The organism is Acetobacter ghanensis (genome assembly GCF_001499675.1).
GTDB classification, from domain to species: Bacteria; Pseudomonadota; Alphaproteobacteria; order Acetobacterales; family Acetobacteraceae; genus Acetobacter; species Acetobacter ghanensis.
Genome location: NZ_LN609302.1, coordinates 121,990 through 148,110, shown reverse-complemented (window position 1 = coordinate 148,110; position 26,121 = coordinate 121,990). Strand labels below are relative to the sequence as shown.

Below are 26,121 nucleotides of genomic sequence, written 5' to 3'. Positions count from 1 at the left end.
GCTTTGCCCGTTTCGTTTGAAACTGTCTTGAAACAAGGAAGTGACTGATATGGACATCGCTGCAGCCCGGGAAATCGGTGCAGGTATCGCCGTTATCGCCCTCGCCGGCGTTGGTATCGGCCTCGGCAACATCTTCTCCACGCTGGTCAGCAGCATCGCTCGCAACCCGGCGGCTCGTCCGCACGTGTTCGGTCTGGGCATGCTCGGCTTCGCGCTGACAGAAGCTATCGCCCTGTTCGCGCTGCTGATCGCATTCCTGATCCTCTTCGTCTGAGATCGGGAAAACAAGAGGAGACATTCCTGTGGGTGTGATTACGAAGACAGTTCGTGCCGGACTGCTTGCAACGGTTTGCGGCGTTTCTTTGCTGGCCGTTTCGGCACCTGGTGCATACGCCACGGGAATGCCTCAGCTTGACTTTGCCAACCCACTTGTGACCGGTCAGGTCATGTGGGGGGCAGTTATTTTCTTCGTCTTCTATCTTGTTCTCAGCAAGGCCATGCTGCCGGGTGTTGCCCGCGTTCTGCATGACCGTAGCCAGCGTATTACAGGTGACCTTGAGGTCGCCCGGTCCGCTAAACAAGATGCTGACAAAGCCGTAGCCGAACTCCAGCAGGCCCGCAAAGATGCCATGGCAGAAGCCCAGGCGCATCTTCAGAAGGTTCTGGACGAGGAACACCGTGCGGCAGACCAGCAGATGCAGGAAATCAACGCACGTCTGGCTTCCGAAATTGCGGATGCCGAAAAGAATGTTGCGGCAGAAAAAGCGCGGGCCTTGAGCGCGCTTAAAGAAATTGCGGCGGATACCACTCAGGCGCTGGTCCAGCGGCTGACGGGTGTTGCGCCAGACGCCCAGCTTGTCGCCCGGAATGTTGAGAGCGCTTCTGCGCACCGCAGCATCTGATCCGTTCTCAGGGGAATTTTGGTCATGACTGACATTTTTCATGTAGCGGGTTTCTGGGTCGCTGTATCGTTTGTTCTGTTCTTTGTTCTGGCCGGTAAAAAGTTGTGGACGCCCATCGCGTCCATTCTGGATAACCGTGCCAACCTGATCCGTGAAGAACTGGACGAAGCAGCCCGCCTGCGGCGCGAAGCCGAGCAGATGCTGGAAGACGCCACGCGTGAGCGTGAGCAGGCTCTGGCGGAAGCCAAGTCTCTGGTCGAGCAGTCCCGCATTAAGGCCGATGAAATGGCCAAGCAGGCCCGTGCAGAAGCCGAGGCCGCCGTCCGCCGCCACGAGCAGATGGCACGTGACCGGATTGCCGCTGTTGAGCGTGCCGCCGTTAAGGAAGTACGCCTGCTGGCTATTGATGTTGCAGTCAACGCTGCACAGGGCATCATTCCCCAGACCATTGATGAGCAGAAGGCTTCCGCACTGGTTGATCAGGCACTGGCAGACCTGCCCGCCGCGTTCTCCCGTCAGGCAGCTTAAGCCCATTTCCCTTCAGGGTTCATACGTATGACACACACGGTGCAAACCTCTGTGTCGCAGGCAAACGATGTTCAGCCCATGCTGAGCATCGTTATTGCTGTTTTGGACGAGCAGGATAACCTGCCACAGGTCTGCCGCGAACTGGCGGAAGCCTGCCAGAGCCTGCCACCGTCCGAAGTTGTTTTTGTCAATGACGGCAGCCGAGACAATACGGTGGCGGTGCTACGCCAGTTAAGGCGTGAATGCCTGCCTAACCTGCGCATTCTCTCGCATGACCGGTGCTGCGGTAAGTCCGCGGGTCTACGGACTGGCATTACAGCAGCCAAGGGCCAGTGGATCGCCACGATTGATGGGGATGGGCAGGACGACCCGCGTGAGCTGCCGCGCCTGCTGGCACTGGCGCGTGCGGCTGCGGGAAGGCCGCCACTGGTGGTGGGGGTGCGCGCCAAACGAAGGGATAACTGGTCCCGCCGTTTTGCAACCCGCTTTGCCAATGGTCTGCGCCAGAAGCTGTTGCAGGACCACTGCCCCGATACGGGTGCCCCGATCAAAATTTTCCTGCGTGAGGACTTCCTGCGGTTGCCGCAGTTTGAGGGCCTGCACCGGTTTTTGCCTGCGCTGTTCGCATCTTACGGGGTGCCGCTGGTGTGCCATCCGGTCTCGCACCGGCCCCGTTTGCATGGGCAATCCAAATACACCAATCTCAACCGGGCCATTGTTGGGGTCCGGGACCTGCTGGGCGTTATGTGGCTGCGTAACCGCACCCGGCTGCCCCACACGGTTGATGAATGCTAAGGCAGGAACGCGGCTCCCGTTCCCTGTCCTGGCGTGTGTTGGCGCTTATTGGTCTGGCAGCTTTTGTGCTGTTTTTACCCGGACGTATGACCACGCCCCCGTTTGATCGGGATGAACCCCGCTACATGGAAGCATCGGCCCAGATGCTGGAGACGCACAATTATATAGATGTGCGTTTTCAGGATAAGCCGCGTTACCTCCAGCCCGCTGGTATTTACTGGTTAGAGGCTACGGCGGTTAAAGCCGTGGGGCTGGAATACGCGCGCACTGTGTGGCCGTACCGTATTCCTTCGCTGTTAGCGATGACGGGCGCCGTGGTGCTTACAGCGGTTATGGGGGCCAGTCTGTTTGGCCCCATGGCCGGGGTAGGCGCGGCTGTGCTGCTTATGGCCTCTGTGCTGGTGGCGGCGGAAAGCCGTATGGGCACCATAGATTCGTGCCTTCTGCTGAGCGTGCTTGTGGCCCAGTTTGCATTGGTGCGTGCGCTGGCAGACAGGGAAGCGGCGCGTAAAACGCCTGTTGGTACGGTGCTCCTGTTCTGGGGGGCTGTTGGGTGTGGGCTTATGCTCAAGGGGCCGGTTATTCTTATTCCCTCCCTTGCAACGCCTCTGGCTTTGGGGTGGGTGGAACGTAATCTGGACCTATGGCGCAGGCTGCGCCCGGCTTGGGGCTGGTTAGTGGCTGCCGCCGTGGTGCTGCCGTGGTGCATTGCCATTGGCGTTGTGAGCCACGGAGAGTTTTTTCGCCGTTCTGTTGGGGTAAACTTTCTGGGCAAGGTGGCCTCTGGTCAGGAGGCGCACGGTCTGCCGCCGGGCTACCACCTGCTTGTGTTCCTGATTGCGTTTTGGCCCGGCTCTTACTTTGCCGGCAGTGTGCTACCGCAGGTCTGGCGGGAGCGGCGCACCCTGCCGGTGCGTTACCTGTTGTGCTGGATTGTGCCGCATTGGGTGGTGTTTGAAAGCATAGCAACCAAGCTGCCCCATTACGTCCTGCCGACCTACCCGGCCATTGCCATATTGACGGCAGGTCTGCTGGCCCAGAGCGGTGTGTTGTGGCGGCATGGCCCGCACGCACGGTGGGGGCGGGTGCTTCTTGGGGCCTATGCTGTGCTGTGGTGCCTTGTTGGGTGCATGTTGGCTGTTGCGGGCGCTGTGTTGTTATGGAAGCTGGAGCGCCAGTTTTCTGTCCCCGCTGTGGTGCTGGCTGGCGGTGTGCTGCCATTGGTCGGGTTGGCCATGTGGCAGATCTGGCGGGCGGAGCTGTGTTATGCCGCACTCAGCAGTGCTGTGGCTGCGGCTTTGCTTTACGTGGGGTTGTTTACTGTGGTGGTGCCGCAGTTGCGGACCATCTGGCTGGCGCCCCGTCTGGTGGAGCTGGTGCAGGCGCATAAGCCCTGTGCCCAGACACAGGTTTATTCCGTCTCTTTTTCCGAACCCAGTCTGGTTTTTCTCATTGGCGGCAAGGTGGTGCTGACTGGTGCGCCACAGGCGGCACAGGCCATGCGTGCGCACCCGGCCTGCACGGCAGCGCTGGTGGATGTGCGTGACCGCAAGGCTTTTCTGGATGCTTTGGGGGCGGAGAGCACCAAGGCTGTCAGCCGTGGAACGGTGGCGGGGCTGAACTATTCCAACGGCCATGCCATGGCAATCAGCCTTTACACGCTCAACACGCAGGGTCCCGCCGGAACGCCCTGAACGGCCGCTCTCCCCAACCAACCTGTTTACGATACCCCATGCCGCCAATGCGGGCAGGCGTGCTGGAACACCCATGCGACAGGCATGGAAGCACGGCAGACAGAGCCACCTGATTTTTATGACATTTTAGGGAAAAAGTGGTGCCCGCTGACGGATTCGAACCATCGGCCCCATCATTACGAATGATGTGCTCTACCAGCTGAGCTAAGCGGGCACAGAGTGTGTGCGGAAGGCTGGTTATCATGATCACCCATACCATGCAACACCCATAAGCGGGAAAAAGGGGGTTTTACCCCCGTTTAGGGTGGTGAAGCATGGTTTTTGTCCCTCCCGTATCTGGCTGGGCAGGTTGCAGCCCGGAGCCGGGAGGAGCAGGGGCGCTCCGCCCTATGGAGGTGGGGCGTGTGGTGGGGCGCTGCACGCAGGTCTGTATGGCGGAGGCAGCATACTGTTTTTTCAGTTACAGGGCGGGCGGTTGGTATTAAGAACAAAAGTAATGAACGCAACGCAATTCATGGCTCTGCTGCGGGAGGCCCTGTTTCCGGGGCAGGATATTCCTGTTGATGAAGAACGGCACGTCCGGCTTCTGCGCGGTGTGGTGGAATGCCCGTGCTGCGGGCATTACCAGCTTCTGCCAGAGTTAAAGCCCGGCACACAGGCGCGTTGCTGCCGCTGCAACCAGTTGCTGGACCGGCGGAACCGTACATCCCCTATTGCGACCCCTCTTGCCTTTTGCATCAGTTCGGCCGCGCTGTATCTGGCCATGCTGGCATCCACGTTGATGATGCTGGACCTGTATGGCCGCCAGCGCACGGTGAATATTCTGACCGGACCAATGGAGCTGCTGCATGAGGGGTGGGGCGAGGTCAGCATACTGGTTGCCATTGCCACCATTGTGGTGCCCGGTCTGGTTATTGGCATGATGCTGTCCATTCTGGTGGGGGCGTTGCAGCCCAAGCTGCCCTTCTGGGTGCCGCACCTGCTCAAATGGTACGAACGTCTGCGGCCTTGGTCCATGGTCGAGGTGTATATTCTGGGTGTGTTCGTGGCGTACACCAAGCTGTCCGATCTGGCTTATGTGCAGATCGGGGCGGCGGTGTTTCTGGTCTCCGGGCTTATGCTCACCATGTCCGCAACCGACGCCACGTTGGACCGGGAGCTCATCTGGGAGCGCAGGCAGACGGACCGCAGCCTCCGCCGCATGGACAACAGGCGTGTCCGCCTGACGTGTGAGAGCGTGGAGCGCACAACACCGTTGCCGCCCCCTTCGCACATGGCGTCCTGCCTGTCCTGCGGGGCGGTGCTGGCGTTTGAGGAAGCCCTGCCGCCAACCGAGCCTGTGGGGTTCTGCCCTCGTTGCGGGCATGTTGTGCGCCGCCGCAAGGCCAATGGCCGTATGCGGGCAATGGCCTTGCTCGTGTCCGCCGTGGTGTTTTACCTGCCTGCCAATATTTACCCGGTCATGACCGTTATCCGGCTGGGCGGGGGTACTGGGCATACGATTATAGAAGGGGCGGTGGAGCTTTGGGAGGACGGGATGATTCCGCTCTCCCTGCTGGTGCTGTTTGCAAGCGTGACGGTGCCCGTGCTCAAGATTCTGGGCCTGCTCTCCATGCTGTTCAGCACATGGCGGCGCTCCGGCCGCTGGCTGGTGGCGCGGACCAAGCTCTACCGCGTGATCGACGTAATCGGGCGGTGGTCCATGATTGACGTGTTCATGGTGTCCATTCTGGTTGCCATGGTCCGGTTTAACAGTATGGCCAGCATTACGGCCAATGGCGGCATGGTCTGCTTTGCCGCCGTTGTCGTGCTGACCATTTTTGCAGTGCACGCGTTTGACCCCCGCGTAATGTGGGATGTAGTGGGTGAGAATGACGCGCCACAGGATTGCGGTCCTGCCCGTGGGGATTTGCCCGCGCCGCAGACCACTGCCGCGTATTTGAACAATATGGAGCCGGACAGGGCGTGAACGACAGGCACAATTCTCCAAGACATGGTGAAAGTGACAATCAGGATGCGTTGGTGCGGCGGATCCGGTTTTCCATTATCTGGGTCATTCCCATTATTTCTGTGCTCATTGCAGGCTTTCTGGTCTGGCGCAGCTTTTTGGATAACGGGCCGGAAATTACCGTTATCTTTGACACGGCAGATGGCCTGACCAGCGGCCAGACGCAGGTTAAAAACAAGTCCGTGGTGCTGGGAACGGTGGAAAACATCTCCCTCACCCCCGACCTGCGTCATGTGCGTGTGCTGATCCGCATGAACAAGGGCACCAATGACATGCTGACGGACAAGGCCCGCTTCTGGGTTGTGCGTCCGCGCATTAACGGTGCCAGCATTACCGGGCTGGAAACACTGATGTCGGGCGCATACATCGCCTTTGACCCGGGGCTGGATGCGGATGGCCATACGTCAGGCGCGCATGTGGACCGGTTTGAAGGGTTGGAAGCGCCGCCGGGTATGCGCTCCGACCAGCCGGGCCAGACTTATACGCTGGTGGCCAACAATATTGGTTCCATCGGTCAGGGCGCGCCTGTCTTCTTCCGCGATGTGGATGTGGGGGAAGTGCTGGGTTACACCATGCCCCCCGGTGGCCGCGGGCCGGTGCTGATCCAGATTTTTGTTAAGGAACCGTACGACCATTACCTTAATGGCAGCACGCGGTTCTGGAATGTTTCCGGTGTTAAGGTGGGCTTTGGGGCCGGGGGGCTCAAGGTTCAGTTGCAGTCCCTTCAGGCGCTGTTCTCCGGTGGGGTGGCGTTTGGCCTGTCCCCGCTGGAGGAGGGCAAACCCCAGCGCGACCTGCCCATGGCGGCCGCCAATACAGTGTTCAAACTGTATGAGAGCGAGGAGGACGCCCAGAACGCCGGGTACCATGAGCGTGTTCCCCTTGCCACGTATCTGACCTCCTCCGTCAAGGGGCTGGCTCCGGGGGCTGTGGTCAGCATGTTTGGTATTCAGGTTGGCAACGTCACCAGCGTCAAGCTGGACATGACCTCCACCCCCGGCCACCCGCGCGTGCGCATTGGCATGGAAATTCAGCCCGAACGTGTGATGTCCTCCAAGGAACTCTCGCATGAGGAAGTGACGGACATGCTGCGCACGCTGGTGGCCAATGGCCTGCGTGCCTCCACCGACAGCGCAAGCCTGCTGACGGGGGAAGAGCTGATCTCGCTCAACTTCGTCAAGAACGCGGGCAAAGCCACAACCAGCATGGAAGGGACAACCCTTGTCATCCCCGGTCAGCCGGGTGGGATGAGCGGCATTATGGAGTCCCTCTCCACCGTAACCGACCGTCTGGCGGCCATGCCGTTTGAGCAGATTGGCACCAACGCCAACAACCTGCTGGCCCATGCGGACGAAACGCTGACCAGCCCGGATGTTAAACAGTCTCTGGCCAGCCTGCGTGTTTCCATGCAGCACTTCCAGGCGCTGACGCAGGACCTGCAAAAAGGCATTGCTCCGCTCAGCCAGCGCCTGCCCGCTATGGCAGAGCAGATGGACCAGATGCTCCACAACGCCAACCGCCTGCTGGCCAGCTATGGTGGCAACAGCGACTTCAAGCGCAACCTTCAGGCAATGGTCATTCAGCTTGGGCAGACCGCGCGCTCCCTGCGCTTTTTGTCTGACTTCCTGACCAACCACCCCTCCGCGCTCATATCGGGACGATAAGATCATGGCTCGCGTTACACCTTACGGACCGGCTGGGGCTGGTCTTTCCCGCCGTAATGTTCTGGCTGGCGGGGCTTCTCTGGGGCTTTTGGCCGTTACGTTGGCAGGGTGCGCCAGCAGTGGGCCTTCGCTTTACACGCTGGCGGTTGTGCCGGGGCAGGCACAGGCAGGGGGGCCCCGTTTTGTGGAGGTGCGCCTGCCCAGCATTGCCTCCGGTCTGGACCGGGACCGGATTGTAACGGCGGATAGCGGTTACAAGCTAAGCCTGTCTGCAACGGATGCGTGGAGCGATTCCCTCGCGGGTCAGATCGGCCACGCACTGGCGGGGGATCTGGCCCAGCGCCTGCCCGGCTCAGGTGTGTTTGTGGAGAATGATACCGCTGCGGCAGACCCGCAGGTGTATGTGGATGTGTCCATCAGCCGTTTTTCCACCGGGCCTTCTGGCATGGTGGAGCTGGATGCCCTGCTGGCTGTGCAGCCCGCCGCCGCAGGCGCGCCCTATGGGCCGGGTACGCTCCAGCGTGTTAGCCTGAAAGGTGATGCAGCGGGCAGCACCATGGCCATGGTGCAAGGGCTAAGCCAGTTGCTGGGCCAGTTGGCGGATGTGGCGGCCCAGCAGATCCGTCTGCTCCCGCCCGAGGCCCCCAGTGCTTCCACGCCTGCGCCGGATGCGTCCACACCTCATGCCAAACACGGCTAGGCCAACTTTCAGCTCTGATTGGCGTTATCTACCAGCCCCTGCACATGTGTGTAGGGGCTGTTTTTTTGGGTGATGGTTTTGAATGGGGGTGCATGACGCCCGCCCAGTGTCCCATCACGCGGGAGAAAGTCTCATGGCGGATATTACAGGAAAAGTGGCGCTGGTTACTGGCGGTGGTCAGGGTATTGGCCGTGGCATTGCGCTGCGGCTGGCCAAGGATGGTGCCGATATTGCTTTGGTGGACATCCGAGAGGACCGTCTGGCAGAAGTGGTTAAGGAAATTGAGGCACTGGGTCGCAAGGCCACCAGCTTTGTGGCCGATATTGGTGACCGCGCGCAGGTGGCCGCAGCCATTGACCATGCGGAAGCCACGCTGGGCGGGTTTGACATTATGGTCAACAACGCAGGCATAGCCCAGATTAAGCCGCTGGCGGATGTGACGCCGGAGGAAGTGCAGCGCATTTACCGTATTAACGTGGAAGGCACGCTGTGGGGCATCCAGCTTGCGGCCGCCAAGTTTATTGCGCGCAAAAGTAAAGGCAAAATCATTAACGCCTGCTCCATTGCCGGGCACGAGGGCTATGCCCTGCTGGGTGTGTATTCCTCCACCAAGTTTGCCGTGCGTGGGCTAACGCAGGCGGCCGCCAAGGAGTACGCCTGCCACGGCATTACCGTAAACGCCTACTGCCCCGGCGTTGTGGGCACGGATATGTGGGTGCAAATTGACAAGGAATTTGCCAGCCTGACTGGTGCCCCCGTGGGCGCGACGTACAAGAAGTTTGTGGATGGCATTGCCCTTGGCCGGGCTGAAACCCCCGATGATGTGGCCTGTCTTGTCTCATGGTTTGCAGGCCCGGATTCCGACTATGTTACCGGCCAGTCGATCTTGATTGATGGGGGGATGGTGTACCGCTAGGGGCTGGTGCAGACCCTACAAAAAACCCGCCAGAGTGTGCCTCTGGCGGGTTTTTTTATGCTGTATTGGGTGCCGGTGGTCAGGCCGTGCCGGGGCCGTATTCTGCATCGTGGTCAACCAGCGCAATGGGGTATTCGCCGGTAAAGCACGCATCGCAGTAGCGGGAGCGGCTGGCGCTCCGGCTTTCATGCCCCATGGCGCGATACAGCCCATCGAGCGAGATGAACGCCAGACTGTCCACGCCAATCAGCTCGGCCATTTTCTTCAGGTCGTTCTGGGCAGCCAGCAGCTTGCTCCGCTCTGGCGTATCAATCCCGTAGAAGCAGGAGTGCTTGGTGGGGGGGGAGGAAATGCGCATATGCACTTCGCTGGCCCCGGCCGCACGCACCATGTCCACGATCTTGCGGGATGTGGTGCCACGCACAATGGAATCGTCCACCAGAACAACGCGCTTGCCGTCCAGAATCGGGCGGTTGGGCGAGTGCTTCATTTTAACGCCCAGATGCCGGATCTGGTCGGTGGGTTCAATAAAGGTGCGGCCCACGTAGTGGTTGCGGATAATGCCCAGTTCGAACGGAATGCCGCTGGCCTCCGCATAGCCAATGGCCGAAGGCACGCCGGAGTCGGGTACAGGCACGACCACATCGGCCTCAACCCCGCTTTCCTGCGCCAGCTCACGCCCGATTTCCTTGCGCACGTTATAGACCGGCAGGCCCTCCAGCACGGAGTCCGGACGGGCAAAGTAGATGTATTCAAACACGCAGAAATGCGGCTGCGTATCCCCGAACGGGCGCAGGGAGCGAATACCGTCATCATTGATGACAATAAGTTCGCCCGGTTCCACATCGCGCACGAATTCCGCGCCAATAATGTCCAGCCCGCAGGTTTCGGATGCCAGAACCCATGCGCCTTCCTTGCCGTTTTCGCCCGGCAGCTTGCCCAGCACCAGTGGGCGCACGCCCATGGGGTCACGCACACCGATCAGTGCATCCTGCGAGAGGACGACGAGGGAATACGCGCCGGTTACACGCTTGAGCGCGTCAATCAGCCGGTCTTCCACCGTGGCGTAAAGCGAGATGGCAATCAGGTGCACGAATACTTCCGTATCCGTGGTGGACTGGAACAGGCAGCCACGGCGGATCAGTTCGCGGCGCAGCGTGTCAGCATTGGTCAGGTTGCCGTTATGGGCCACCGCCAGCCCACCAAAGGCGAACTCGGCAAACAGGGGCTGCACATTGCGCAGCAGGGTGGCCCCTGTTGTGGCGTAACGGTTGTGACCAATGGCGCGTGTGCCCTGCAACGTGGCCATTACGCGCGAATCACTAAACACATCGCCCACAAGCCCCAGCCCACGGTGGGAGTTGAAGCGGTTATGAGCCGGGTCGAAGGAGACAATGCCAGCCGCTTCCTGCCCGCGGTGCTGGAGGGCGTGCAGCCCCAGAGTTGTCAGAGTAGCTGCGTCCTTGGCGTTCCATATGCCAAAAACGGCACATTCCTCTTGCAGGTGGTCCTCGTCCGCACGGACAGGATCGGGGAGGGAAACGGACGGCGTGGAATGGGGGTGCATAAGCGCGCAGGGCCTCCGCAAATGGCTGGTACTGGCCGTATGGGGATTACAAGGTGGCGTCATGACCTGTTGAACGCTTTGGCGCAACCCCTTTTGCGTCAAATTCCACCAGATAAGGGTGGATATGGGTTGCTGCGGCGCGAATATAAGGGGTCAGCCGTCCATTGGCCTCTATGGCTGCCATGTCCTCGGGTTGCAAAAGCCATTGCCCGGCCATGAACAGCAACACAACCACACACGCTCCCCGCGCTATGCCAAACAGCCCGCCCAGCGTGCGGTCCAGCCCGTCCAGCGGTGTGGCGCGCACCATCCGCACAATGGCGGCGGCCAGCAGGTAGCCTGCAACCAGAAAAAACAGCAGCACCAGCGCAAAGCTGGCCAGTTGCAACCCGGTGGGGGAATGAATGAAGCGGGAAAGCCACGGCACCGGCACGGCATGAAAGCGGAACGCCAGCAAAATAGCCACTGCCCAGCTTAGCAGCCCCAGTGCCTGCTGGGTAAAGCCGCGCCACAGCCCATGCAGGGTGGAGAGGGCCACAATAATGAGGGAAATTGCGTCTATGGCTGCCATGAATACGGGTTTACAGGCCTATGGGGCTGGCCGCTATGGCCGGTGTTCTGCCTAGCCTGCCCAATGCGCTGGCCTGTGCGGTCCGGTCTGGGTAAAAATCAACACGTCTCATATTGTCTGCGCTGGAATATTCTACGCTACGGGCTGTGCAGCACGGGCTTTGGTGGCATATGCGCTGTGGTCTGGAGTCTGTTCCAGCCTGCTTTGGAGTTACTATGCCACAGGGTTTCGTCAAGCCAGCACTTTCTCGGGTATTGGGGAACAGGCCGAATTTTACCGCTCTGGTCATGCTGTGTGTGGGGGCGGTTGTGCTGTTCCTGCCGCTCTCCCTGCGGGATGCGGATACGTGGTGGCATATGGCGGCGGGGCAGTGGATGATGGCCCATCATACCGTCCCCATGACAGACCCGTTTACACGCTCCGTTGCGGGGCACCCCTGGCTGGACCATGAGTGGCTGGCCGAGGTTGTACTGGCGGCCGCCTATGCTCTGGCAGGGTATCTGGGGCTGACGTTGCTGACAGCCGCAGCCGTGGCGCTTGCCATGGGGTGCATTGCCCGCAGGTTGAGCCAATGCGTTGCCCTGCCTGTGTGCGTGCTGGTCTGTAGTCTGGCCTTTGTGTGCATGATACCGCAAATTCTTGCCCGGCCCCATATTCTGGTTCTGCCTATTCTTACGTGGTGGAGCAGCCTGCTGCTGCGCGCGATGGATGACAACACGCCCCCTCCGTTATGGACCGCTCTGGCGCTGGTGCCGTGGTGCAACATGCACGGAAGCTTTGTGCTGGGTGGCATTATGGCGCTGGGCTGTGCCGTGGTGCAGGTGGCGCGGCAACACACGCTGGCCAATGCGGGCAGATGGGCCATGTTCCTGCTGCTCTGCCTTGTGGCGGTCTGCATCAATCCCTCTGGCGTGCATGGCGCGTTCTTCCCGTTGGATCATCTCCTCCATCCCATGCGCTACCAAGGTGTTCGGGAGTGGCTCCCCCCGATTTTTCGCGGTTGCAGCCGATAGAGGTCGCACTGCTTGTGCTGCTGTACGCCAGCCTTACGCGCTCCATTGTGCTGTCCCGCTCGGCGGCGTTGGCCGTGGTCTGCCTTGGTTATGAGGCCATAACCCACCAGAGGCACGAACTGGTGGCGGGGGCGGTGGGGCCGTTCCTGCTTCTGCCTGCGTTGCGGCGGAGCTTTCCCTCTGTGTCGCAGGGTGGCGCGGTGCAGGGGGGCAGGTCTGTCTGGTTGCGGGTTTGTGGGGTGCTGGTTCTGGCGCTTGGGGTGCTGGGGTTACGGGTGCGCTTCCCTTTGCCGGTCAGCCCCGTTGGTGGTGCGGAGGTGGCGTTGCAGCATGTGCCGCCAGCCTTGCAGGCCCAGCCCGTGTTTAACGATGACACGCTTGGAGGTTATCTGATTTTCCGCCACATTCCGCCGCTGCTGGATGGACGGGCAGAGCTGTTCCCACAGGCGTTCCGGTTATCCATGTTTGACGCACTGCTTGGCCATGATGCGGATTTTAACACGATCGCCCGCCAGTATGCCGTCTGCTGGACGTTTGCAGCCCCCGCGTGGCCGCTTAACGCCCATCTGGCACAGGACCCTGCATGGGAGCGGCTTTATACGGACCATTTTGCCACGGTGTACGCGCGCAAGGCCTGCCTGCCCGCACCAATGCAACAGGGCGCAGACACACCAACACCCTGAACGGAGTGCTTAAGGCAGCTTGCTGGTGGTTACGCGCCACGGCCTGCTGGGGTGGCCGTTCTTCTTTTTGCGGTGAGGAGGCTGGTTCAGCTTATGGAGCAGGTCCGAGACCTCTACCCGCCGCAGCAGTTCGGTCCAGACATCCGTATCGTCCACCGCGTCCTGCTCCCATAGGGAGGCCAGTGTGTGGAGGAATAAGGCGCTCTCGCGCACAAGGTCTGCCCGCCTGCCATCAATAAACGCGGTTGTGCAGCCTGTGGCGTGTTGCCCGACCTGCAAATACAGGTCCTTACGCTTTGGGGTCAGAGGAGGCACGACATGCGGGCGGGAATAAACCATATGCGGGATGATGCGCTGCACCATCCCGGCAGGTCAATGCCCGCTTAATCAGATCGTAAAATATTTGGCATGTTTGTTAAGCACGACTAGCGCCGAGGTGGACTGTTCGGGGTGGAGTTGGTCCCCATCGGTCAGGGAGACGCCAATCCGCCGTGCATCCAGCAGGTCGAGAATGCTGCTCTGTTCCTCCAGCCGTGGGCAGGCCGGGTAACCAAAGGAATAGCGCGAGCCACGGTAGCCCTGCTGGAGCAGGTCATCCATATTGCGCGGGTCTTCCGCCGCAAAGCCCAGCTCGGCGCGAATACGCTTGTGGGTGTATTCGGCCATGGCTTCCGCCATTTCGACCGAGAGGCCGTGCAGGTACAGGTAGTCCTGATACCGGTTTTCCTCAAACCAGTCGCGGGCAATGTCGGAGGCTTTCTGCCCCACGGTCACAACCTGAAGGCCCACCACATCGCGCTCGGCATCGTTTATGTCGCGCACGAAGTCGGCAATACATTCGCCATCCGCACGGGGCTGGCGGGGCAGGGCAAAGCGGGCGGCCTCGGTTGTGCCGTCGGGCTCAAACAGAACAAGGTCGTTGCCGTCCCCCGCTGCTTTCCAGTAGCCGTAGCAGGCCTGCGGCTTGAGGATCTGCTCATCCGCCGCCAGCTTGAGCATACGTTGCAGAATGGGCCGCAGCTCCTGCCGCGCCCAGACCAGAAAATCATCCAAAGAGCGGCCCTGTTTACGGAACCCCCACTGGAACTGGTAGAGCGCGCGTTCGTTCAGGAATGGCAGAATGGCCTCGGGCGTGGCTTCCAGTACCTTTGCACCCCAGAAGGGGGGCGTCAGGCGGGGTTCGTCCGCCGTCAGGCGTTCGCGGCGGATGCGCACCTCGGCTTTGTCCACGGGGCCGTAACCGCGTGTTTCCGCTGCTTCTGGCGTACGGGCGTTTTTGCGGGTGGCCTTGCCTTCCCGCCGTTTCTGAATGGCGGCCAGATACCCGTCAAACCCGTTCTGGGCGATCTGGTCCATCAGGGTCAGGCCGTCAAACGCATCGCGCGCATAGGCCACGCGCCCGGTGGGGGCATAGGCGGCCACGCAGTCTTCTTCCACATAATTGCGGGTTAGCGCGGCGCCACCCAGCAGAACGGGCGTATCCAGCCCTGCGCGGGCAATTTCTTCCAGATTTTCGCGCATGATCACGGTGGACTTCACCAGCAGGCCGGACATGCCAATGGCGTCCGCTTTTTCCTTGCGGGCGGCGTCGATCATGTCGGCCACAGGCACCTTGATGCCAAGGTTGACCACACGGTAGCCGTTGTTGGTCAGGATGATGTCCACAAGGTTTTTGCCAATGTCGTGCACATCGCCCTTAACGGTGGCCAGCACAATGGTACCGCGCTGCTGGCCCTCGGCCCGCTCCATGTGCGGTTCAAGCCATGCCACGGCGGCCTTCATGGTTTCAGCGGACTGAAGCACGAAGGGGAGCTGCATTTTGCCCGCGCCAAACAGCTCGCCCACCACCTTCATGCCGTCCAGCAGCACGGTGTTGATGATGTCCAGCGGGGCCATGGTCTGCATGGCTTCCTCAAGGTCGGCTTCCAGCCCCTTGCGGTCGCCATCCACAATACGGTCTTTCAGGCGTTCTTCCGCTGTTTCGGCTTGTTTGCGCTTAACGGCATCGGACGCCTTGCGGTCTGCGAACATGGCCAGCAGGGCTTGCAGGGGGTCGTACCCATCTGTCCGGCGGTCAAAGATCAGGTCTTCGGCGACCTTGACTTCCTCGGGGGCGATCAGGTGCAGCGGGCGGATTTTGGAGACATGCACAATGGCCGCCGTCATACCCGCCTTAATGGCGTGGTCGAGGTAAACCGAGTTCAGCACCGCGCGGGCCGCAGGGTTAAGCCCGAAGGAGATGTTGGACAGGCCCAGCACGATCTGGATATCGGGGAAGGCCTCATGGATCATGCGGATGCCTTCCAGCGTCCACTGGCCCAGCTTGCGGTCATCCTCCGCCCCGGTGGCGATGGTGAAGGTCAGCGGGTCGATCATCAGATCGGACTGGGGCAGGCCGTATTTGTTGCAGGCAAAGTCCACCAGACGGCTGGCAATACGCAGCTTGTCCTCGGGCTTGCGGGCCATGCCGTCTTCATCAATGGTCAGCGCCACAACGGCTGCGCCAAATTTGCGCGCCAGTGTCAGCCGGTCTGCTGCCGGGCCTTCACCATCTTCAAAGTTGATGGAGTTGATGATGGGCTTGCCGCCATGCAGCTTGAGTGCGGCCTCAATGACCGGTGTTTCGGTCGAATCGATCACCAGCGGGGCGTTTACGGAGGAGGTGAAGCGCTTGATCACCTCATCCATTTCCTCCCGCTCGTTGCGGCCCACAAAGGCGGTGCAGATGTCCAGCGCGTTGGAGCCTTCGCGCAGCTGTTCGCGGCCTACGGTTACGCAGCCATCCCAGTCGTGCGCTTCCTGCAGTTCGCGCCACTTTTTGGAGCCGTTGGCGTTGCAGCGTTCCCCGATGGAGAAATAGGCGTTTTCCTGCCGCAGGGGCACCTGTGAGTACAGGCTGGCGACGGAGGGCACCCATACGGCCGTGCGTGCAACAGGGGCAGGGCGGTGGCGGCCTGTGGCTTCCGCCCGGCGGCGCAGCATGGCGTCTAGCGCGGCAATGTGCGGGGTGGAGGTGCCACAGCACCCGCCGGTCATGTTAATGCCGTCTTCCTGCACAAAGCGCTCGACCCATGTGGCCATGTCTTCGGGGCTGAGGGGGTAGTGCGTCTTGCCGTCCACCAGTTCGGGCAGGCCCGCATTGGGCAGGACGGAAATCAGGCGGGGCCAGTTTTCGGCCAGCCAGCGCACATGTTCTGCCATTTCCTGCGGGCCGGTGGCGCAGTTCAGGCCCAGCAGGTCCACATCCAGCGCGTTAATAACCGTGGCGGCAGCGGCAATGTCCGGGCCAACCAGCAGGGTGCCCGTGGTTTCTACCGTAACCTGCACAAAAATGGGGAGTTTGACGCCCGCTTCAGCCCGCGCAATTTTTACGCCATTCACGGCCGCTTTGATCTGGAGCGTGTCCTGGCAGGTTTCAATCAACACCGCGTCCACGCCGCCTTCAATCAGGCCACGGGTCTGCTCGGCCAGAGCGGCTTCAAGGGTGTCGTAATCAATATTGCCAAGGGAGGGCAGCTTGGTGCCCGGCCCCATGGACCCCAGCACGTAGCGGTGGCGGCCATCGGCAAAGCTATCCGCTGCCTCACGCGCCAAAATGGCGGAGGCGCGGTTAATCTCACGCGTGCGGTCTGTTAGCCCGAATTCACCCAGTGTAATGGGGGAGGCACCAAACGTATTGGTTTCCACCATGTCCGCCCCGGCCTCAAAATAGCCGCGGTGGATCTCACGGATCAGTTCAGGGCGTGACAGGGTCAGGACTTCGGTGCAGTTTTCCTGTCCCCAGTAGTCACGCTGGACATCAAGGTCCAACATCTGGATGCGGGAGCCCATCCCTCCATCACAGAGCAGAACCTGATCACGCAGGGCATCAAGAAGCGGCAGACGAGAAGACATGACAGCACAAGACCGGAATAGTGGGGAGGACAAGCCTCAGCCGCAGGAATGGGCCAAAGCCACATCCTTATTCCAGACAGAGGCAACACTGTCCACCGCCATGCGTGTTCCACCGCAAAAGCAGGGGGGCGCGTGCCGCTTTTTGTGCTGGATCATGCGCCACAGGGGCCGGAGTGGCAGAACGCAGGTGGTGTGGTGTTTGCCGGGCCAAAGCCCGACCTTGCGCAAATGGCCGGGTGGCGTTGCGCGTTGGAGTGGCATGGGGTTGAGGAGGATGGAACCGCCCACGGTGGGCATTGCCTGTGCTGCGTGGGGCGCGGCGGGCTGGACCAGTTTTTGTTAGCGCAGGCACAAAGCCGGGTGCGCAATGGTGGGGAGCCGCTGGATGTTATGGTGGTGGTATGCCCCCCCGAACTGGTGAAGGCGTACAAGAGCCAGCTTAAATCTTCGGTCTTTCTGTCGTCTTTTTACGCGCTGCAACCATAAAAAAACAGCCTGATGGCAGAGGCCAGCAGGCTGTTCCAGAATGCGTAAAGGTGGCCCAGACTCTGGGTTAGATATAGTTGGCCAGAGTCATATCCTTCATGTCCGAGATCAGGATGAAGGATGCCTTCAGGCTGTCCTGCACGTTGGTGGTCTGGACAGCAACGGTTGCAATATCGGTCGTGCGGGCGTTGGAAAGCTGGGTTTCCAACGCTGTTGTCGTGTTGGTCAGCAGGGTGGAGCGGGTGGTCAGGGCATTCTGCTGCGCGCCAACCGTTGTTTCCATGTTGATGATCTGGTTGGTCGTGTTGACCAAAGACGTATGCAACTGGGTGACAAGGTCGGAATAGCCCGTGCTGCTGGAAGACATGCCGCTCATGCCCGAAATCAGCATCATATCCCGAATCAGGTCTTTGATGGGGGAGCCGGTCGAGGTGTCGGAGACATCCGACGTGCTGCCCTGTGTGGCCACAATACCATACGTGGTGGAGGTGCTATCCCCCGTAACGGTGCTGGTCTGCTGGCTGTTCGCCAAAGTGAGGGAGGCCGTCCCATCAGATGACGCCGTAGAGATGGTAGAGGAGAACAGGGTGGTGTCTGAATTCATGGCCTCGGTAGCTGCTGTCAGCACATCGCTCACGCTGCCGCCGGAGCTCAGGGTGCTCAGCGCGTTGGCGATGGTGGTGCTGAGCGAACCGGTGGACACATCGGACGGGTCCTGAATAGGTGCCTCGGTGGAGTCCTGCCCGGCGAACACATAGCTGGACCCCGTGGAGGTGTTCAGCGCCGTGGCAATCTGATCCAGCGTGCTGGAGGCTTCCGAGGCCGTGGTGGACACGGTGGAGGCTTCCGTTGTGCCCGAAATGCTCAGCAGGTTCGCGGCCATGGTCTGGGCAAGGGAGACAATCTGCTCAAGCGCTGTCGATGTCACGCTCAGGCTGTTCTGGGCGTTGGTAATGTTGGACTGCCAGGACTGAACCTGCGTGATCTTGGGCGTGAGCTGGAACACGCTGGAGCGTGCCGTGCCAAGACCTGCGTAGGTGTCGGAAATAATGCCGTCGTTGGAAGTCTGCCAGGCCAGAGTGGTCTGGGTATCCGTCAACTGCTGCACGCCTGCTGCCAGAATCAGGCTTGCTGCACTTGCGCCATACTGTCCGATAGAAGTGCTCATTTAAGTCTGTCTCCCTATCTTAAGATCAGTTGATGGCGTCAAGAAGCGCGGTGAACATCGTCTGAACGGATGAGATAATCTTGGCATTAGCCGTATAGGCGTTTTGCAGGGCAACGATTTTGGCCATCTCGGTATTAACGTCCACGCCAGAGACGTTGGTGACCTTGGAGCTGATCGTTGTCTGCACCGCCGAGGCGTATGTCAGGTTGGTGGAGGCCGTGCTGATGGTGGCCCCCTGATCGGATGTCAGCGCGGAGGCAAGGGCCACCAGCCCCTGCGTGCCGCTATACCCGGTGGACAGGGTGCCACTTGCGCCCAGCCCGGTTGTGGGGGCAGCCAGAGAACCGCTGACATCGTCGGAGGAGGTGCCAAAGGTCGTGCTCAGTACGTCGCTAATCAGCGTCACGCTGCCACTGGGGGCGAGGGTGGACGGATCGTCCGAGTAGGAGGAGCTAACCTGAATACCATCGGACAGCCCCGTGAGCGAGGAGCCGGTTGACGTATCAATCGTGCTGCTGCCCGAGGAACTGGTGAACAGGGACATGCCCGCAGCGCTGAAGCGGTTGATGAGCGTTGCAGAGAACGAATCAAGCTGCGCCTGCATTGTGGGGTAGGTTGTGTCCCGCAGGGTAATGTTGGCGCCAAGCGTGCCACTGGTCAGGTCGGAGGTAATATCCGTACCCGTGGTGGTTTTGCCATCCGCAACCGTAATGCCCGCAATGGCGGAATCCGAATCCCCCGCCTTGTAGTACATGGAGTCGGTCAGGGTGGTGTTGGCCGTGCTGCTGCCACCCGTGGCGGAAAGCGGCCACGTGTTGCTGGGCAGGGTAACGGAGCTGTCGCTCAGGCCAACCTGATCCGGCCGGGTTGGCAGGGAGGTGCCATCCTCGGTGGTGACAAGCATGTCCCCTTTGGAGGTTTCGGTAAACTTGACGCCGACCTGAGAAGAGAGGTCGTTCATGACCTCAAGGCGGCTGTTTTCAAGGCTGGACGTATCGGTGCCAACGGCCTTCAGCGCCATGATCTGCTTGGAAAGCTGGCCGATCTGCGTCAGGTCTTGGTTGATGGTGGACACGGTGGACACAATGGTGTCTTCCGCCGTCTGCCGTTCCTGCGCATAGGTGGAGGACAGGGTGTGGATGGTGTCCGTAAGGGACGTTGCGGCTGTAATGACTGCCGTCTGAGCCGAACTTTCCAGCGGGGTGGATGTCAGGGAGGTCAGTGCGGTCTGCACGTTGCCCAACTGGTCGGACAGGGTTTCGGTCGAGCCGGAATCCGAGGAGGTGGACCCCTGTACGGATTCAACGGCTGCGAGCGAGTTGCTGGACGCGGTCAGGGCGGCAACTTTGGCGTTCTGGGTGTACAGCGAGGATTGCAGGTAGGGGCTGACATTGACCACCGTCTGCCCAATACGCACGCCCGTGCCCTGATTGCCTGCAACAGCGGAGGTTACACTGGCCGTTTCGCTGGCATAGCCTGCGGTGCTGGAGTTGGCGACGTTCTGGGAAATGACGGAGTACTGGTATTCAATCCCGTTCAGCCCGCTCGAGGCTATTGATAGAGCTGATCCTAGGTCCATTGTGTTCCTCGCCCGTCCGTCACGGCCTGTTACGAAAAGAGGGTAAAAGATAGCAGCCAAGAGGCGGCAGTTAAAGAAGTCTTATGCCGCATTGGTTTTTAGAAGGTTAACGCGGCCTGCAAAAGTTTAAGGCGTGCCTGCCGCGTTAGCTGCTGCTTGGGTCTTGCGTAATTTTCTCGATCGCATTGCTGCGGCGGGTGGATTCGGTCTGCACAAGCTGGAAGTTCAGGTCATAGTCACGCTGGATTTCCACCATGCGGGTGGTTTCCGTAATGGCGTTGACGTTGCTGCTCTCCAGCATTCCCTGCCGGATTTCCTTGTGCGGCAGAACCCGTGTGCGGGTTGTGGGCTTGAGCAGGTAGCTGCCCTCGGGCTGGAGCGTGTTCAGGTTGTCCACCGTCATCAGGTCAAAGGTGCCAATGGCCCCATCCTGCGTGGAAATGGTGCCGTCGGACGCAACGGACAGCACATCGTCCTCCCGCGGGATAACGATGGGACGCTGGAAGCGGTCCAGCACGGGGTTGCCGTTAATATCCACAATGGTGCCATCGGAACGGCGCTGGAACTGGCCGTTGCGCGTCAGCCGCACGCCCTGCGTGGTCTGCACGGCAAAAAATCCTTCACCATTAATGGCAAAGTCGGTCAGGTTTCCGGTCTGGCGCAACGGACCCTGCTCGTGGTTCTGGTACGTGGCGCGGTCCTGCGTGTAGGCTTCCGTCTGGCCACCGGGCAGGCCGTGGATGTCCTTCTGTTTGACGATGTAGTCAGAAAACAGCTCGCGTGAGGATTTGAAGCCCGTAGTGTTGGCGTTGGCCAGATTGTTGGTCGTGACTTCAAGGTCATGCGTCAGCGCGGTGATGCGGGACAAGGCGATATAAGTCGTGTTGTCCATAGGTTTCTAACTCCGGCGGATGGATGCAACGGGGGTCGTGCAGGGGCTTACAGGCCCCGAATCATGCGGCCTGAACATGGTCTTGCGTGCCAGAAATCTATTGGATTGACCATAATACAGCAACAGTGGATGTGTGGCATATACAACAAAACGTGGCTTAATGTATAAGTGGTAAGGAATTGGCCAGACAAAACCTCTTGCAATGGCCATGCTGTCGTCTTACCTGTTTTGAGCAATACATGGTGTGGCAGTTGCTGACTGTGCGTACGGCCATGTAATTTCCCGACCATGCCCCATCATCCTGCGCTGTCGGGGTGAGCATGGCGCAAGGCACACCCGGAGGCTTGTCATCCTATGATGCGTTCCCTTGATATCGCCGCGACGGGCATGCAGGCCCAGACGACGAACGTCGAGACGATTTCCCACAACATCGCCAACATGACGACCACAGGCTACAAGCGGCGTCGGGCGGAGTTTCAGGATCTTATCTATCAGGACATGCGCCGCGCGGGGACCATGAGCTCGGACACCGGGGACCTTGTTCCGTCCGGTGCGCAGGTGGGTCTTGGTGTTCGTACCGCAGGTATTTACCGCATTAACGAGCAGGGCACTTTGGAGCAGACGGGCAATGCGCTCGATCTGGCCATTGAAGGGCGCGGCTACTTCCGCGTGACCCTGCCATCGGGTGAATACGCTTACACGCGTGACGGTACGTTCTCGCTCTCTAACGACGGGACCATCGTGACGGCTGACGGTTATCCGCTCAGCCCCGATATTTCGCTGCCGAACAACGCGGAAAACATCACGGTCGATCAGAGCGGGCAGGTGCAGTACACCCTGTCCGGCCAGACCACCGCGCAGGTTGCCGGGCAGATCCAGCTCGTAACCTTCCAGAACGAAAACGGTCTGGCCGCCATGGGGCAGAACCTGTTTACCTCCACCACCTCCTCGGGCGACCCCATTACAGGTACGCCGCAGAGCACGGGCTTTGGTGATATTCGGCAGGGCTTTTTGGAAGAATCGGCCGTTAACGTCGTGACCGAAATTACGGACCTGATTACCGCACAGCGCGCGTATGAAATGAACAGTAAGGTCATCACCGCTTCTGATGAAATGCTTCAGACGCTTACGAATCTGAAATAATATGTCCCTGCGGGCAGCTATACTGCCAGTGCTGGTTGCTGTTCTTGCGGTGTTGCAGCCTATGGGGGCCTTTGCCGCAACCCTGCGCACGGCCACAACCGTAACGTCGGATTCGGTCCGGCTTTCAGACCTGTTCATGGATCTGGAGCCGGGGCAGGACCGTGTGCTGGGGCCAGCTCCCTTGCCCGGCAACAGCTTTGTGGTTGGCGGGCGGCAGCTTATTGCCATTGCCGACCAGTATGGTGTGGACTGGATGGACCAGTCCGCTACGGCGCAGGCCACCATAACGCGTGCTGGCCGCGTGCTGGACCGCGACTTTTTTATTCAACTGGTCAAGCAGAACCTGCCTGATCTGGGTGAGGGCCCGGTAACGGTCGAACTGGGGGACTTCCACCCCATGACGGTTGCGGCAGACGACCCCAAGCCTGTTGTCATGTCCGATCTGGACTGGGATCAGAAGAGTGGGCGTTTTTCCGCCACCGTGTACCGTAGCCACCCGCTGGGGGACATTACGCAGGATTCGTTCCTGCTGACTGGTATTGTCCATGCGGCCCGGCGCGTGCTGGTCTATACCCATGCGCTGTCGGCCGGGTCGGTCCTTACGGCGGCGGATGTGCGTGTGGATGACGCCTATACCGGCCGTGCGGCCGCGCGGGCCTATACGGGGGATACGGATGTGGAGGGTATGACCCTCCTGCATAGTGTTATGGTGGATGAGCCTGTTCTGGAGCGGGACCTGCGGCGGACAATTGTCATGCACAAGGGTGACCCCATCATGCTTACCTATACCTCGCCCGGTCTGCGGCTGTCCGCCACAGGGCGCGCGCTGGAGGATGGAGGGGCTGGCCAGTATGTCCATGCGCTCAATCTTGCCAGTAAAATGATTCTGGTCGGGCGGGTTGTTAATGGGTCCGAAATGGAGGTGGACACCACCTCCGGTGCCATGCCATCGGACGGCAATGCCTTGCGCCGCATCTCTTCGTCCTCCCGCTCCGGTGGGCAGGGCGGCACTTACCCCCGGTAGTTGCTGAATGACTTGGAGACTCTTATTGACCCAACACCGTCTGTCTGGCGCCCTTATGGTCGGATTGCTGGGCCTTGCCTCCTGCTCCGGACTGGCTGACATGAGCGAGATCGGGCATCCCCCGCGCATGACCCGTACGTCCGACCCAACGCAAACGCCGGATTACCGGCCCGTTACCATGCCCATGCCGCCGCTTCAGGCGCCGCCTACGGAAGTTGGTAGCCTGTGGCGGCCGGGGAGCCGCGCCTTCTTCAAGGATCAGCGCGCCTCACAGGTTGGGGACCTGCTGACCATTAAGGTCGAAATTGCGGATACGGCTGACGTTACCAACGATACCTCCGCCTCCTCCAGCGGGTCGGAAGACTTTGGTATTCCCAGCCTGTTCGGGCTTAAGGGTAAGGGGCTTTCGCACATTACCCAGTCTGATGCGCTTAATACGAGCAGCGCCAGCGCCAACGCCGGGACCGGGACCATCCGCCGGACGGAAGCCGTAACGGTTACGTTGGCTGGCACCATTACGCAGGTGTTGCCTAACGGCAACTTTGTGGTGGTCGCTCGTCAGGAAGTGCGCATTAACGGGGAGCTGCGCCAGCTTATGGTCAGCGGCGTCGTGCGCCCGCAGGATATTCTGGAAGACAACACCGTAACCCACGACCGCATTGCCGAGGCCCGCATTTCCTACGGTGGGCGTGGCCAGTTGACCAAGCAGCAGACCCCCCGGTACGGGCAGCAGATTCTGGACAACGTTCTACCGTTCTAGGGTGGATGGGCCACGGTTTGTGTTGCGGTATGATGACGGTGCCAAAAAGGTGGGGGCAATCCCTAACGCATAACTTGACATGACGGTTCAATTCACCCCATTCAACAAGTTGTGCAATGCCTGTTTTCTGTGTGTTGCATGGCCATCAGCGCCGGGCAGGGAACAACGGCCAGATGGGTTGGCGGTAACTCAATCGCGCAGATATGGCGATGCTGGCGCAGTCGGCAGGTAACACCACGGGAGATAAGCATGAACAACGGTGACAACACATTCGGCACCCTGGCCGAGCCTAACCAGACGATACTTGTTCAGGGGCTGAATGTTGCCAGCCTGAAGTGCGAAACCGATACCCCCATTGCTATTGGTGGCACGGTACGCAGCGCCCAGTTGCAGGCCCCGATTGTTGATATTCTGGAAAGTGGCGTGGTTGCCGGGGAACTGGTAGCCGATGAAGTGGTCATTCGTGGCACGGCGGAAAATGTTACCATCCGCGCCAAACGCTTTTTTGCCACCGGCACCGCCAAAATCCAGAACTGCACGCTGTTCCTTGAAGGGGTCAGTGGTTGCAGCATCCATCAGGGTGCGGAACTGACTGGCGACTTCAGAATTACCACGGCTGCTTTTGCCGCGGCTCCGGCTGCTCCCGCAGCGCCTGTCGCCCCGGTTGTGGCCCCTGCTGCTGCGGCCCCGTCCGCACCGCCAGCTTCCGCCAAGCCGGTCAAGGTTGAAGTCAAGCCCGCTCCGGCCGCAACGCCCGCCAAGTCCGCCACTACGGAGTCCGCCAAGTCTTCCAGCACGGAAAGCTCGGTCTGGGGGGATGTGGATCAGGTCATGCGTTCCTCGGCGGAAACGGAAGATGGCCACGCTTCCCTTATGGGTGCGCCCGACCCGGCGTAAAGCCCATTCTGGCCCGCGGTGTGGGCGTTGGGTGGGGTGCGTGGCTGGCTACGCGCCCCGGATATGGTCCGGTTAGTCCGCCATGCCCGGTTGCCAGATTGTTTTTGTGAAGAGATGTCGTAGGTTGTGATGCTGATACCCCGTTTGTCGTTCGGGAAACTTGTGCATATTTCATCAAGCCTGATGACTCTTCTTCTGGCTATGAACATTCACACCATTGCCGGTCATATGAAGGACGATAGCGCGGACACAGGCCCCCAACCCCTGATGTCCGTGGCACATGCGGCTGCGGCCGAAAGTGCACCCGCGGTTAATGATTCGGTTAGCAAAACCAAAAGCGACCGGGATGCGCTGGAGGGCTGGGTGTCTGTTCTGGACCCCAACGAAGCGGCGGATATGTCCCCCCCAGTGAACGACCCAGCCAGCAGCAAAAAGAAGGGTGCTGGCGCGGGGGATGACTGCTCCAAGGGTATTTCCTGCGCACAGGTTAAGGCAGGCAGCACGCTTGGCCCCGACCCGGACCCGGATGTGAGTAAGGCTGAGGCGGATCTGGTTAAGGACATTCTGGCCCGCCAGTCCACCATTGCGGGCGAGCAGCAGCAACTGGACCAGCAGAAGCAGGTGCTGAACGCAGCCCGCGCCGTACTGGACCAGAAAATGAACACGCTGGATGCGTCCCTTGCCTCGCTGGAGCAGAAGCAGGCAGCCCACCGTGAGGTGATGGACGCCGAGACGGACCGGCTGGTCAAGATTTATGAGGATATGCCCCCCAAGGAGGCGGCGGCAGTCTTTAACATTATGGATATTCATGTGCTGGTGGCTGTGGCGAGCAAAATGAATACCCGTAAGGTTTCTGCCATTATGGGCAACATGTCGCCCGAGCGTGTGAACCTGATTTCCCAGTTCATGGCGGGGATCAGAAGCTTCCATGCGTCTTCGCCCGATGGGAGCGATGGTGGGGACCGGGTCGCGCAGAACGTGGGGACGGCCACATGGTGGGCCAAACCTGTTACACCGCCAGCCCCGGCAGCAGGAACGCGTGGGGGTGCTCAGTCTTCTCAGCAGTCAACGACCCAGTAAGGTGTACCGTTTTTAAGGCGCATCGTTTTTTTCCGGGCGAGGCTGGCTACTGTCTCGCATTTGCTTGGGAAGTGACTTAAAATAAGGCGTCATCTGGCATAAACGGCCCGGTTACCGGGCATGGCGACATTGGCACCCATGTCAGCCAGTTCGGGTA

Annotated in this window: 24 protein-coding genes and 1 tRNA gene; 17 read left to right on the top strand and 8 right to left on the bottom strand. The window is 60.3% G+C overall.

The genetic code is table 11. The annotated features are described in order from the left end of the window. Window positions 1-49 precede the first annotated feature (49 nt). The 5 genes from AGA_RS00730 to AGA_RS00710 are packed head-to-tail and all read left to right on the top strand — an operon-like array spanning window position 50 to window position 3,919. Entirely contained in the window at window positions 50-274 is a 225-nt protein-coding gene (locus AGA_RS00730) for an ATP synthase subunit C family protein (protein WP_025828682.1), read from the top strand. Window positions 275-302: 28 nt separating this feature from the next. Then, window positions 303-902, top strand: coding sequence for a F0F1 ATP synthase subunit B family protein (locus AGA_RS00725; protein ID WP_059022584.1), 600 nt, complete (start codon window positions 303-305; stop codon window positions 900-902). Between the two features lie 33 nt (window positions 903-935). Then, a complete protein-coding gene (gene atpF, locus AGA_RS00720; protein ID WP_373319905.1) occupies window positions 936-1,430 on the top strand; it encodes a F0F1 ATP synthase subunit B in 495 nt (164 codons plus the stop codon). A gap of 27 nt (window positions 1,431-1,457) precedes the next feature. After that, the gene (locus tag AGA_RS00715) at window positions 1,458-2,225 is read left to right on the top strand and encodes a glycosyltransferase (protein ID WP_059022582.1); all 768 of its coding nucleotides are present in this window, start codon (window positions 1,458-1,460) and stop codon (window positions 2,223-2,225) included. Beyond that, window positions 2,219-3,919: an ArnT family glycosyltransferase gene (locus tag AGA_RS00710; protein ID WP_059022581.1), complete on the top strand. Its 1,701-nt coding sequence runs from the start codon at window positions 2,219-2,221 to the stop codon at window positions 3,917-3,919. The genes AGA_RS00715 and AGA_RS00710 overlap by 7 nt, the downstream gene beginning before the upstream one ends. 138 nt (window positions 3,920-4,057) lie before the next feature. Here AGA_RS00710 and AGA_RS00705 read toward each other — a convergent pair. Then, window positions 4,058-4,133: transfer RNA gene (locus tag AGA_RS00705), tRNA-Thr, on the bottom strand. Between the two features lie 282 nt (window positions 4,134-4,415). Here AGA_RS00705 and AGA_RS00700 point away from each other — a divergent pair. From AGA_RS00700 to AGA_RS00685, 4 genes are all read left to right on the top strand, one after another. Beyond that, complete coding sequence (locus tag AGA_RS00700; RefSeq protein WP_059022580.1) at window positions 4,416-5,888, top strand: paraquat-inducible protein A; 1,473 nt, start codon at window positions 4,416-4,418, stop codon at window positions 5,886-5,888. Beyond that, a complete protein-coding gene (locus AGA_RS00695) occupies window positions 5,885-7,591 on the top strand; it encodes a PqiB family protein (RefSeq protein ID WP_059022579.1) in 1,707 nt (568 codons plus the stop codon). Before AGA_RS00700 ends, AGA_RS00695 begins: the two co-directional genes overlap by 4 nt. Before the next feature lie 4 nt (window positions 7,592-7,595). Beyond that, window positions 7,596-8,291, top strand: coding sequence for a PqiC family protein (locus AGA_RS00690; protein WP_059022578.1), 696 nt, complete (start codon window positions 7,596-7,598; stop codon window positions 8,289-8,291). A gap of 133 nt (window positions 8,292-8,424) precedes the next feature. Beyond that, entirely contained in the window at window positions 8,425-9,207 is a 783-nt protein-coding gene (locus AGA_RS00685; protein ID WP_059022577.1) for an acetoin reductase, read from the top strand. 79 nt (window positions 9,208-9,286) lie between these two features. Here the strand turns inward: AGA_RS00685 and purF are convergent, their stop codons facing one another. Next, on the bottom strand, window positions 9,287-10,774 hold the full coding sequence (gene purF, locus AGA_RS00680) for an amidophosphoribosyltransferase (protein ID WP_059022576.1): 1,488 nt from the start codon (window positions 10,772-10,774) through the stop codon (window positions 9,287-9,289). Between the two features lie 46 nt (window positions 10,775-10,820). Beyond that, entirely contained in the window at window positions 10,821-11,345 is a 525-nt protein-coding gene (locus AGA_RS00675) for a CvpA family protein (RefSeq protein WP_059022575.1), read from the bottom strand. A gap of 215 nt (window positions 11,346-11,560) precedes the next feature. Between AGA_RS00675 and AGA_RS00670 the strand changes: the two genes are divergently transcribed. Continuing rightward, complete coding sequence (locus AGA_RS00670; RefSeq protein ID WP_157065262.1) at window positions 11,561-12,358, top strand: hypothetical protein; 798 nt, start codon at window positions 11,561-11,563, stop codon at window positions 12,356-12,358. Next, on the top strand, window positions 12,322-13,041 hold the full coding sequence (locus AGA_RS00665; protein ID WP_157065261.1) for a hypothetical protein: 720 nt from the start codon (window positions 12,322-12,324) through the stop codon (window positions 13,039-13,041). Before AGA_RS00670 ends, AGA_RS00665 begins: the two co-directional genes overlap by 37 nt. Before the next feature lie 9 nt (window positions 13,042-13,050). Here the strand turns inward: AGA_RS00665 and AGA_RS00660 are convergent, their stop codons facing one another. Together AGA_RS00660 and metH are read right to left on the bottom strand one after the other, a co-directional pair. Beyond that, window positions 13,051-13,404: a phosphoribosyl-ATP pyrophosphatase gene (locus AGA_RS00660; protein ID WP_194299277.1), complete on the bottom strand. Its 354-nt coding sequence runs from the start codon at window positions 13,402-13,404 to the stop codon at window positions 13,051-13,053. Between the two features lie 24 nt (window positions 13,405-13,428). Next, a complete protein-coding gene (metH, locus tag AGA_RS00655) occupies window positions 13,429-16,935 on the bottom strand; it encodes a methionine synthase (protein WP_059022572.1) in 3,507 nt (1,168 codons plus the stop codon). A 48-nt stretch (window positions 16,936-16,983) separates the two neighbouring features. On the opposite strand from metH, the gene AGA_RS00650 reads away from it, so the two are divergent. Beyond that, window positions 16,984-17,421, top strand: coding sequence for a hypothetical protein (locus AGA_RS00650; protein WP_059022571.1), 438 nt, complete (start codon window positions 16,984-16,986; stop codon window positions 17,419-17,421). 67 nt (window positions 17,422-17,488) lie between these two features. Here the strand turns inward: AGA_RS00650 and AGA_RS00645 are convergent, their stop codons facing one another. The 3 genes from AGA_RS00645 to flgF all read right to left on the bottom strand — a co-directional run bounded on the left by AGA_RS00645 (window position 17,489) and on the right by flgF (window position 21,060). Next, window positions 17,489-18,589 carry a flagellin gene (locus tag AGA_RS00645; RefSeq protein WP_059022570.1) on the bottom strand — a complete coding sequence of 367 codons (1,101 nt, stop codon included), beginning with the start codon at window positions 18,587-18,589 and terminating at the stop codon, window positions 17,489-17,491. Window positions 18,590-18,614: 25 nt separating this feature from the next. Next, window positions 18,615-20,168: a flagellar hook-associated protein FlgK gene (gene flgK, locus AGA_RS00640; RefSeq protein WP_059022569.1), complete on the bottom strand. Its 1,554-nt coding sequence runs from the start codon at window positions 20,166-20,168 to the stop codon at window positions 18,615-18,617. Between the two features lie 145 nt (window positions 20,169-20,313). Next, window positions 20,314-21,060 (bottom strand): flagellar basal-body rod protein FlgF, encoded by a 747-nt coding sequence (gene flgF, locus AGA_RS00635; RefSeq protein WP_059022568.1) that lies wholly within the window; start codon window positions 21,058-21,060, stop codon window positions 20,314-20,316. A gap of 354 nt (window positions 21,061-21,414) precedes the next feature. Between flgF and flgG the strand changes: the two genes are divergently transcribed. The 5 genes from flgG to AGA_RS00610 all read left to right on the top strand — a co-directional run bounded on the left by flgG (window position 21,415) and on the right by AGA_RS00610 (window position 25,964). Continuing rightward, window positions 21,415-22,203 carry a flagellar basal-body rod protein FlgG gene (gene flgG / locus AGA_RS00630; RefSeq protein WP_083503491.1) on the top strand — a complete coding sequence of 263 codons (789 nt, stop codon included), beginning with the start codon at window positions 21,415-21,417 and terminating at the stop codon, window positions 22,201-22,203. Window position 22,204: 1 nt separating this feature from the next. Continuing rightward, window positions 22,205-23,227 (top strand): flagellar basal body P-ring formation chaperone FlgA, encoded by a 1,023-nt coding sequence (gene flgA / locus AGA_RS00625; protein WP_231945868.1) that lies wholly within the window; start codon window positions 22,205-22,207, stop codon window positions 23,225-23,227. Window positions 23,228-23,234: 7 nt separating this feature from the next. Next, window positions 23,235-23,987, top strand: a complete 753-nt coding sequence (gene flgH / locus AGA_RS00620; protein ID WP_059022567.1) for a flagellar basal body L-ring protein FlgH — start codon at window positions 23,235-23,237, stop codon at window positions 23,985-23,987. A gap of 249 nt (window positions 23,988-24,236) precedes the next feature. Continuing rightward, the gene (locus tag AGA_RS13900; RefSeq protein ID WP_059022566.1) at window positions 24,237-24,884 is read left to right on the top strand and encodes a hypothetical protein; all 648 of its coding nucleotides are present in this window, start codon (window positions 24,237-24,239) and stop codon (window positions 24,882-24,884) included. A 183-nt stretch (window positions 24,885-25,067) separates the two neighbouring features. After that, entirely contained in the window at window positions 25,068-25,964 is an 897-nt protein-coding gene (locus AGA_RS00610; RefSeq protein WP_173568013.1) for a MotE family protein, read from the top strand. Window positions 25,965-26,121: the final 157 nt, after the last annotated feature.